The sequence below is a fragment of the Flectobacillus sp. BAB-3569 genome, assembly GCF_002270355.1.
Classification (GTDB): domain Bacteria; phylum Bacteroidota; class Bacteroidia; order Cytophagales; family Spirosomataceae; genus Flectobacillus; species Flectobacillus roseus.
The window spans coordinates 1-547 of record NZ_NJFZ01000179.1 but is presented as its reverse complement, the minus strand read 5'-3'; the positions used below and the strand labels follow the sequence as shown (position 1 = coordinate 547).

The window sequence follows — 547 nt, the reverse complement described above, 5'->3', positions numbered from 1 at the left end:
GGTCAATATTGTATTTTTTTAGTGTTGCATACAGGGTTCGTAGTGTTTCAGGAATAGATTCCTCTTCGTTGTATGCAGGGATAACTACACTTAATTTCATTTTTATGAGGTTGATTTATTTGGCAAATGATCTATAATATTAGCTAATCTTAGAAAGCTCTGTCGAGTCTACTTGTTGTATTAATTCATGATATTCCAATGCTGGAATAAATGCTTTGAGTACGATAGTTTAATACGGTAAAACCAAAAAAGTGAACTCAAAAGGCTTGGAGTATCACAATTACTGCTGTTGAAACAAGCGTTGTTGCCCAGCCAGGTGAGGCATAAGGAGTTGTAAGACGAATAATGGATACAACCAATGCTACTAAGATAAACGAATCTTATGAATAATAGTACTGGATACTTTGTCTTTTTATTTCATACAATATTACAAAAGTTTAATTAAATAATCTTATTCTAGTAACATACTTTTATGTACTTATTTGATAGTTGCAATATTTTGTATGTCACCGAAGAATATAATTTATTATTCGGTAGACAGTAGTGA

The 547-nt window shown here is 31.3% G+C and carries 1 protein-coding gene; it reads right to left on the bottom strand.

The genetic code is table 11. From position 1 onward, the window contains the following. On the bottom strand, positions 1-100 hold a 100-nt coding region (locus tag BWI92_RS28445), incomplete at its 3' end, for a glycosyltransferase (protein ID WP_141234969.1). Positions 101-547: the final 447 nt, after the last annotated feature.